Origin of the sequence: Streptomyces inhibens (assembly GCF_003389455.1) — a bacterium.
In the GTDB taxonomy this organism is placed as follows: Bacteria; Actinomycetota; Actinomycetes; order Streptomycetales; family Streptomycetaceae; genus Streptomyces; species Streptomyces inhibens.
The window spans coordinates 1-1,996 of the sequence record NZ_QUAC01000307.1 but is presented as its reverse complement, the minus strand read 5'-3'; the positions used below and the strand labels follow the sequence as shown (position 1 = coordinate 1,996).

General features: G+C 71.6%; 1 protein-coding gene. It reads left to right on the top strand.

All coding sequences use genetic code 11. The features are described from left to right. Positions 1-1,891 (top strand): S53 family peptidase (locus DY245_RS33130; protein ID WP_244943424.1); only part of this gene is annotated, 1,891 nt, incomplete at its 5' end. Between the last annotated feature and the right edge of the window lie 105 nt (positions 1,892-1,996).

The following is a 1,996-nucleotide window of genomic DNA, read 5'->3' as shown; positions in this document are numbered from 1 at the left end:
GGTCGCCGGCGCGCTCGCGCTCGGCGCGCCCGCCGCCGACGCCGCGGGCCACGACGGCGGTCGGCACGCCCTGCAGGGCACCAAGCCCCTGTGGGCCACCCGGCAGGCCGACCGGGGCGCCACCTCCGCCTCCGCGGCCGTCACCGCCCGCGTCTACCTGGCCGGCCGCGATGCCAAGGGCCTCGCCGACTACGCGAAGGCGGTATCCGACCCGCACTCCGCCACGTACGGGAAGTACCTGAGCCCCGCCCAGGTGCGCGCCCGCTACGGCGCCACGCACGACCAGATAGCCAGGGTGACCGACTGGCTGAAAACGTCCGGCCTGACGGTCACCGGGACCACCAACCGGTATGTGACGGTCAAGGGTGACGCGGCCGCCGCCGAGCGCGCCTTCGCCACCGATCTGCACAACTACCTCAAGAGCGGGCACACTTACCACGCGCCCTCGACCACCGCCTCCGCGCCCGCCTCCCTGGCCGACGCGGTCCTAACGGTCACCGGCCTGGACAACGCGCCCAAGCTCGCCAAGCACCACTCCGGCGAACTGCCGCCGCCGGAAGGCGTCTTCCGCAACTCCGGCCCGTTCTCCTCGTACTACGGCTCCAAGACCGACAAGGAGCTGCCGTCCGCCTACGGGAGCAAGGCTCCGTACGCGATCAAGGGCTACACCGGCAAGCAGCTGCGCGCCGCCTACGGGGCGAAGAAGTGGACCGGCAAGGGCGTCACCGTCGCGATCACCGACGCCTATGCCTCGCCGACCATCGCCCAGGACGCGAGCAAGTACGCCGCCCGCAACGGTGACCCCGGCTACCGCAGGGGCCAGCTCTCCCAGGTGCTGCCCAAGGACTACACGCACATCGAGGAGTGCGGCGCGGCCGGCTGGTACGGCGAGGAGACCCTCGACGTCGAGGCCGTCCACGCGGTCGCCCCCGACTCCGACATCGTCTACGTCGGCGGTGCCTCCTGCATGGACGACGATCTGCTCGACTCGCTCGGCAAGATCATCGACGGGCACCTCGCCGACATCGTCTCCAACTCCTGGGGCGACATCGAGGCGAACGAGACCCCGGACGTGGCCGCCGCCTACGACCAGATCTTCCAGCAGGGCGCCGTACAGGGCATCGGCTTCTACTTCTCCTCCGGCGACAACGGAGACGAGGCCGCCCACACCGGCACCAAGCAGGTCGACACCCCGGCGAACTCCGCCTGGGTGACCGCCGTCGGCGGCACCTCTCTGGCCGTCGGCAAGCACGACACCTACCAGTGGGAGACCGGCTGGGGCACCCAGAAGGCGGTCCTCTCCAAGGACGGCAACAGCTGGGCCGGCTTCCCCGGCACCTTCAACGGCGGCGCGGGCGGTGGCGTCAGCAAGACCGTCCCGCAGCCCTTCTACCAGCGCGGAATCGTCCCCGACGGGCTCTCCAACGTCGCCCTCAAGGGCGCGATGCGTACCGTTCCCGACATCGCGGCGGTCGCCGACCCCAACACCGGCTTCCTGGTCGGCCAGACCCAGACCCTGCCGGACGGCAAGCTCGGCTATGACGAGTACCGCATCGGCGGCACCTCGCTGGCCGCGCCGGTGATCGCCGGCGTCCAGGCGCTGGCGCAGCAGGCCCGGCACGGCGTCGCCATCGGCTTCGCCAACCCCGGCATCTACCAGCGCTACGGCACCGCCGCGTACCACGACGTCACCGACCACCCGCTGGGTGCCGGCCGCGATCTGGCGGTCGTCCGGGTCGACTACGTCAACGGTGTCGACGACAGCAAGGGCACCGCGACCTCGCTGCGCAGCCTGGGCAAGGACAGCTCCCTGCACGCGGGCGTCGGCTATGACGACGTCACCGGCGTGGGCACGCCCGGCGCCGGATATGTGAGCTCCTACCGCCCCTGACGCAGGGGCACGGCACCGCCTCCCTGCACCGTCCGTGACCCAGTGGCGCGGCGGTAGGAGTACGGGGTAAAGGGGCGGGGCCCGCGCGGGGGAATCCTCCGCGCG